The 7,543-nt window shown below is 41.1% G+C and carries 6 protein-coding genes and 1 tRNA gene; 4 read left to right on the top strand and 3 right to left on the bottom strand.

The annotated features are described in order from the left end of the window. Positions 1-144 precede the first annotated feature (144 nt). Positions 145-221 (top strand) — tRNA-Arg (locus Q0E19_RS10810). A gap of 76 nt (positions 222-297) precedes the next feature. Here Q0E19_RS10810 and Q0E19_RS10805 read toward each other — a convergent pair. Beyond that, positions 298-1,338 carry a phosphotransferase gene (locus Q0E19_RS10805; protein WP_294409532.1) on the bottom strand — a complete coding sequence of 347 codons (1,041 nt, stop codon included), beginning with the start codon at positions 1,336-1,338 and terminating at the stop codon, positions 298-300. A gap of 105 nt (positions 1,339-1,443) precedes the next feature. Here Q0E19_RS10805 and Q0E19_RS10800 point away from each other — a divergent pair, with 105 nt between their 5' ends. Further along, positions 1,444-2,028: a GNAT family N-acetyltransferase gene (locus tag Q0E19_RS10800; protein ID WP_294409531.1), complete on the top strand. Its 585-nt coding sequence runs from the start codon at positions 1,444-1,446 to the stop codon at positions 2,026-2,028. A 76-nt stretch (positions 2,029-2,104) separates the two neighbouring features. Then, the gene (locus tag Q0E19_RS10795; protein ID WP_294409530.1) at positions 2,105-2,725 is read left to right on the top strand and encodes an L-2-amino-thiazoline-4-carboxylic acid hydrolase; all 621 of its coding nucleotides are present in this window, start codon (positions 2,105-2,107) and stop codon (positions 2,723-2,725) included. 489 nt (positions 2,726-3,214) lie between these two features. Here Q0E19_RS10795 and Q0E19_RS10790 read toward each other — a convergent pair whose 3' ends face one another. Then, a complete protein-coding gene (locus tag Q0E19_RS10790; RefSeq protein ID WP_294409529.1) occupies positions 3,215-4,243 on the bottom strand; it encodes a cadherin-like beta sandwich domain-containing protein in 1,029 nt (342 codons plus the stop codon). 113 nt (positions 4,244-4,356) lie between these two features. Beyond that, a complete protein-coding gene (locus Q0E19_RS10785) occupies positions 4,357-5,223 on the bottom strand; it encodes a polysaccharide deacetylase family protein (RefSeq protein ID WP_294409528.1) in 867 nt (288 codons plus the stop codon). A 199-nt stretch (positions 5,224-5,422) separates the two neighbouring features. On the opposite strand from Q0E19_RS10785, the gene Q0E19_RS10780 reads away from it, so the two are divergent. Next, positions 5,423-7,516, top strand: a complete 2,094-nt coding sequence (locus Q0E19_RS10780; protein ID WP_294409527.1) for a methyl-accepting chemotaxis protein — start codon at positions 5,423-5,425, stop codon at positions 7,514-7,516. The last annotated feature ends 27 nt before the right edge of the window (positions 7,517-7,543 follow it).

Raw genomic sequence — 7,543 nt, 5'->3', positions numbered from 1 at the left:
TTTAGTCACTTACATTATACCATGAGTTTCTCTTTGAGTCTTCTTTTTTGTGTCATTTTATTTTACAACTTGCCCTTAAGTGAAAAATTTATAAAAAGTATTGCATTTTTTTCTCGACTGTGATATAATAAATAAGTTGATAATGTCTCAGTAGCTCAGCTGGATAGAGCACACGCCTCCTAAGCGTGGGGTCGGAGGTTCAAATCCTCTCTGGGACGCCATATCGTTAAAGGCTCGCATCTGCGGGCTTTTTTTGTGCTTAAATATATATAAATCAGACACATTATCCGCCCATACTCAGTTCATATATTTCTCAAAGTCTATCACTCTTGTCTGCATATATTCTGTTTCGTCCAAACAGGATCGTATCGCTTTGACATCATCGGCAGCATTTTTCAGTTCCTCTACCTTGGAATACCAAAGCGGCTTGATACACCTGTACAATAGCGGCACTGCTCGTTTCTCAAGGTCGGAAAAGACATAATATTCACTGACTATTTTCAGTATATCAAGTATATAATCCAGTTCTTCCTCGCTGACTTCATACCAGCATATTTCTCTTAGCATATAATTTAAGAAAACGTCCTTACCGCATAAATTGAAATCTATTATGCCGACAAAGTTCCCACTGTTATCTATCAGCAGATTTGAGGGATTAAGGTCAGCCTGAAAAACTGAGGAAGGCAGATCGTGATATATCTGCTCTAATGATTTTCGATTATCGTTCCATCGTATCCAGATCCTTTGGACTTGTTCCTGAAATACATCAGGCAGTGTTTCAGCATATTTTTTCCATTCCAATGCATTTTCCAAAACCTCGTCAACAACATCACTTGGACAAAATCTGTCAAAAAGGCAATAAGCTGAGGGATATTCTGTGAAATCAAGCTCTTTAGCAGCGATCTTTGCTGTCATTATAAATGCAGACTTCATATATTGCGCTCTCAGCTTTGTATCACACTCTGTATCATTTATCCGACTCTCAACGGTATTGAATTTTGTATATTCCTCTGCATAAACAACACAGTTATGACCTTTGTATTTGACTATTGTAAAACTTCCGTCTTTTGAGCAAAGTATTCTAGGACAATAATAACCGAGCTTTCGGTATTCGTCTGCACATTTACTCCAAGCGTGTATTTTATCAGAAAATGTGAAATCGTTGTCCGAAAGCTTTATGACGATTTTTTTATTGTCTTTCAATTTTGCAATAACGGTTTCTCTGAAATCGCTATCTCCACGGCTTGTGTTTATTACTTCATAATTTACAGGCTTATCATTGAGAAAAATTTGAAATATATCTGATAACTCTTCGTATTCTGATTTTGTATCTGTCATAAAGGTCCCCCATATTTCTCATATTTTGAATTATTATACTATACAAGCCTAAACAAGTCAACTATAACATAAAAAGTCATACAAAATTGACAGGAGAATAAATCTATGATATACTTTTTAACGTATGGAATGGATCACAGATCGGGATTTGAGGTGAACGATATGAAATTAACTTTAGAAACAGAAAGACTTATCTTAAGACCGTTTGAAGTAGAAGATGCACAAGATATGTTTGACGGCTGGACAAGCGACCCGGTTGTCGCACGGTATGTCACTTGGAACGCACATAAAAATGCAGAAGAAACAGCGCAGTTACTAAGCATATGGTCAGCCGAGTATGAAAAGCCTGAACGGCTTAATTTTGCGATCGTGCTTAAAGCAAACAATAAGCTGATCGGCGGGATAGATGTAGTTGGTTATATAGGCGGTGTAAATGGAACTCCCGTAATAGGATACAATCTGGCACAGGAATACTGGGGCAACGGCTATATGACAGAAGCCTGTAAATGCGTAATAGACTATCTGTTCTCCAAAGGCTATTCTAAGATCAGAATCGACGCTATGTCCGAAAATATTGCGTCTATCAAGGTCATTCAAAAATGCGGCGGTGTATTTCTTGAAACCGAGGAAGAATACATACCCGCTAAAGGTAAAGCAGTTGCGATAAACAAGTATATTGTAAAAAAATAAATATTGGTTAGTCAAATAAAACAAGCATATAAAATTAAACTGTTAGACAAATCAGAATTTACCAAGGAGGGAAAGTATGAAGAATACTATCGGTGTAAAAATGATATATAATTTTTATCACAGTGCGGTAAAAGCGGAATTGAAGAAAAGAGGATTTTCAAAGGATATAGCCGAAAAAATCAATGAAGAGCATAAGAAGATCATCGGCAGGGCAAAAGATATCGGCAAATCCAGACTTCTGAGTTCGTACATTATGGCAAGCTATTTTATTGCTATGAATCGTGGCACAGGAAAATCGGCAGAGGAAAATTATGAGATATTCCGTGACGGACTATGTGCGTCCAAGCTGTTTCACAAGGTTATCGGGGACGTGGATAGTTACTTAGATCCTAAGAAAATGGCTGGCCGCCTGCAATGGTCTGAGGACAGTCATAAACACAAGTATGAAAATGATTGGGTAGTCGATATCCTGCCAGGAAATGATGAATATGATCTTGGATATGACTATCACGAATGTGGTGCTTGCAAGCTGTGCAATGATGAGGGTTGTCCTGAACTTGCAGCATATTTGTGCCGTATGGACTATGTGCTTGCAGATATTATGAACATGAAATTAGTGAGAACAGGAACGATCGCAGAAGGCGCACCATACTGCGACTTCCGATACAGCAGGCTGAGTGATACTGAGAATAAGTGATCGTAGCCGTTTTATAATAAACTAAAATACACCAAAAGAAAAAATGTGTCACCTATGTACCTCAATGTATAAAAGTCCTATATGAGTAAGAAATTTATTCTATATATAGGTTTTAATAATTGAGGAACATAAGTGGCACATTAATTTTATTCTTATGAAATAGTACCAAATATTCACAACAAACAATCGGTATTAGTGTATTCAGGCGACCACAGGTCGCCCCTACCGAAACAATGCACTTTGAAAAGTCAATACAAGACCTTATCAAAATTCGTTTTCAGTAAAAGCCATATCTCAGTTTCTTCCGAGAACTAAATAAGAAGTCCGTACAGCAGACAGCGAGTTTACAAGCGTAGCGTATTTCCCCGTCCGGTGAGGACCGAGCGTAGCGTATTACCCCGTCCGGTGAGGACTCTTCCGAGCGCAAAATGAAAAGCCCCGACCGCCGACAGCGAGCTTGCCGAGCGTCCCGAACCGGCCCGTCCGGCCTTAGGACTTGTATTCTTTGAATTTGCCTCTTGCCCATACTATTATTACAAATAAAGCTAGTAAAAGTACTACAAGTGCAATGGCAAGCGCAGGATTGAGTATCTTCCTGTATTTTTCCATTGCGTCTGTCCTCGATACTGAATCAGCGCTAGCTGACGATGTGCCGGCGTTCTTCGTCACAACTTCTGCCGCCGCATCATCTTCCTGTACCGTTTCACCTTCCGCCGCCCTTATTATTTTAATAGTGTATGTGGTTGATACTCCGTTTTCGCCTGTTACTGTTATACGCCTTATGTTCTCCCCTACCTGACATTGACTTACTCCCTCGTACCATATGTAATCACTTAATGCCGCCGTAACTCCGTCTATCTCAACGTTGTCTACCTCATATCCAACATTAACTGTGTAGTCATATACATTGTACGCAAAATCAGGTGTAAGCTTACCGTGGTCTACTGTGAGTGAAGTCAGTACACCCTGAGTCGGTACCCCGTTTTCATCAACTTCAGGTGCTGTTGTTTCAGCCTGCTGTGTTTCTGTCTGAGTTTCATCTTTCTGCGGCTCAGAGTCAGTATCGTCAGCCTGTGTACTGCCAGAAACTGTAACATTTATGTATGCCGACGGTGAACCGATTACCGCAGCATTTGCCGAATAAATAGAACAGTTTTCAAGATGTATGTTCGCTGTGCCGTCCGAAACTCCCTTGAAAGTCAGATCGACCGTGACCTCCGAACTGTCACCGTTCGGCGAGCTGTCAAGTGTGATGCGTCCGCCCGAACCCGACGCTCCGCCGCCCGAAACAAATTCTATTACATCGGAATCGTAAAACACACCAGTTGTAACATGGCTTATCTCGTCTGTGGAATAAAAAGTCAGCGTTATGTCAAAGTTCTCCCCTGCCTTGACTGCCGTTATTCCGGAAAAAGAAGCCTCTGACGCTGCGAATGCCGATAGGGACGAAAAAGCAGCCGTAAAAATAGTCAGTAAAAATATTATAACCGAATTGAAAATTATTGCCGATCTTTTCATTTTCTTATCCTTTCAATAAACATCAAATGTCTGAAACATTGCTTTAGCTAACATTATAGCCTATTTGTCGGAAAAGGTCAACAGTAATTTCTTATAATATTCTTAAATGCTTTTTATTCAGCCAGCGCTTTTTTCATAAAATCCTCTGAATTTTCAAGTCCAGAACGGTTGTATCTGTGAAGATCGTAAAGACAGCTTTCATCACCTTTTACAATATAATTAGGCTTTTCCTCCACACCCATGCTCGCCTCAAATCCGCAGTTCTTCACAAGCCGCCTTGCACTTTCTCCCGACGCACCAAAGGGATATGTGAATACATTGGGACGAAAACCGCAGTTTTCTTCAAGCAGCTGCTGGAGCTTGAAAATATCATTCATAAATACGCCCCTGTAATCTTCATAGCTTTCACCGTCCATACGCTTTATGCCTGTGCGCTGTCCCAGTCCATGCATATCATAGGTGTGGCTGCAAAATTCCACCATTTTGCTGTCACGCATCTCATTTATATCCTCCCACCGCAGATAGGAATATGCAGGGTTAGGCTTATCACCGCATTCGGACGCATTTAGCGTGTACGAACCCACCACGGATATCACGGCTTTCATATCATACTTTTTCAGCAGCGGATAAAGATATGTATAATTATTGTAAGTTCCGTTATCAAAGGTCAGCACAACAGGCTTTTCGGGCAGCTTGCCGTCTGAGTTCACATACCTTATAAGATCGTTGACAAAGACGGCTGTGTACCCATTTTCTTTCAGATATATCATATCCTTTTCAAGCTCCACAGGTGTTACTACATACTGCCCTGTCATTGCCTCGTCCTTTAAAATGCTGTGATACATTATTATAGGTACAAATATCCCCTCCTGCTTTTCACCGCCGCTCGCCGCAGCAGCAAAGCTGAAAAATATCCCTGCCGCCACCGCTGCAAGAATGCACAGTAAAGCTCTTGGTCTTAATCTCATTGAAAAATACATGATCTTACCTTTCCCCCTGCGGTCACTTGTGACCATTTCTTTTTACTAAAATTTTATGCCCGCTTTTAAGAAAAAATTCAAAAAATATAAGCCTGTATGCTTGAAATTATTGTGCAAATGTGATATACTTTTATACAGTAAACATAATATTTTTTTGTTTTTTCAATAAATTACTATATTTTATACGGGGGCTGAACATATGAAAACCTTGCGTTCAAAACTAATGCTGACTATGCTGGCAGTAGCAGTTGCGGTCACGGTGGTACTGAGCATCGTGTCTATACAGTCAATAAATGAATCTACTATGGGTGCGCTTTCCAGTGCGGTCGAACCGCTGGCGGTGCAGGCTTCAAACAGCTTTAACTCAACGGTGAGCCAGTATGCAACAAATTTCTCCGACTATGTAAATATGGCAAGCAATGATAACATCACCTACGATGAACTTCTGCACACCATACGCTCGAATTTCTCAGCTGATCTTGATGAAAAGATATATCTTTCATCATTCTCTGAGGACGGACAGCTGGAGCTTGCCGATGACAAGAAGATATCATCTATCATCAGCAACAATACAGTAAAGACAGTTGCAGACAAGCCTTACATCACTAGCCTTGAACAGTATAAGAATAAGGTGTTTTTCTCGATACTGCAAAAAGGTAAGCTCAATGGCAAAAGCTTTGTAGCGGCTGTTACTATCAACGCTGACGTACTCAACGATATAATCAAGACAAACTCTTTCGGTACAAACGGCTACGGCTATCTTATCGACAGCGAAGGAAATATCATACTTCATCAAGACTATGAGCAGGTCAAGAACGGATTTAATGCTATTGAAAAAGCTAATGACGATAATTCGTTTAACGAACTTGCAGAGGCAACGAAATCTGCTATCTCCGATGAAAACGGCTCTTACGCTTATAAGTATAAGGGACAGAAATACATACTCGGCTATTCTGCAAATGAATATTTCGACAGTACACTGATACTGATAATCAACAGCAAGGACTTCGATTCCGCAACTGCAAGCGCAATGGAGAAGATACTCATAATCGGTGTTATCATCGTTGCTCTTATCGTACTTCTCTCCATACTTTACGCAAATCACCTTTCAAAGCCTATCGTTTCGGCAACAAAGAGAATCAGACTTCTTGCTCAGGGCAACCTTTCAGACCCTGTTGACGTATGGTACTCAAAGGACGAACTTGGTGTACTTACCAACTCGCTGGAAGAAACTATCGTCTGCCTAAGACAGTATATCACACAGATAACCATTTCACTGAAACAGATCTCAGAGGGTAATCTCTGCCACCGTATGGAGGGTACATTCAAGGGTGACTTCCAGCAGATAAACTCCACATTCAACGAGATCCTTGACGGACTTTCCGATACTTTTGCTTCGATCAATTCTGCTGCTGAGCAGGTTACATCGGGTGCAGTTCAGGTTTCAAACTCTGCTCAGTCGGTATCACAGGGTTCAACTCAGCAGGCATCTGCTATCGAAGAGCTTTCAGTTACACTTAACGATGTTTCAAAGCAGGTACAGCAAAACTCAGACGACGCAAGAAACGCTTACAAGATCGTAACGGACAATACTTCCGCTATCGGCAGATGTAATGACGATATGGAAAATATGCTCAGCGCAATAAACGCTATCCATACATCTTCCGATGAGATTTCAAAGATCATTAAGGTGATCGACGAGATCGCATTCCAGACGAATATCCTCGCTCTTAACGCTGCTGTTGAGGCTGCAAGAGAGGGTTCAAAGGGATTCGGCGTGGTAGCTGACGAAGTAAGACGTCTTGCATCACGTTCAGCCGAGGCTGCAAAACAGACTGCCGCACTTATCGAAAACGCATCTGCCGCAGTTTCAAAGGGAACTGAGATCGCAGAAAAGACTGCTGATTCACTTCAGATAATCGTTGACGGTTCAAATGAGATACAGAGCCTTGTTAAGAACATAACAGACGCTACCGAGGCGCAGACAGAGGCTATCGGTCAGATAAATACAGGTCTTGACCAGATATCCGCCGTTGTTTCTGCAAACACATCTTCATCAGTGGGAACAGCGTCAGCCAGTGAAGAGCTTTCCAGCCAGTCACTCATACTCAAAAATATGATTGCAAGATTCAAGCTCAATGACAGCAACGCTGCTGCCCGCAAGAAGGGTAAATTCAGATACTATTATAATGATTCTATGGAAGAGGAAGAAGATGAGGATATCCCTGAGGAGGATACATATTCCGACAGCGCAAGTGAGTTCAACACAGAAAGCGATGAGGACAAATACTGATAAGACAGCAATGTAAGTTCTAAATAG

Origin of the sequence: uncultured Ruminococcus sp. (assembly GCF_934476685.1) — a bacterium.
In the GTDB taxonomy this organism is placed as follows: Bacteria; Bacillota; Clostridia; order Oscillospirales; family Ruminococcaceae; genus Hominimerdicola.
This window is presented reverse-complemented; position numbering and strand designations above follow the sequence as displayed.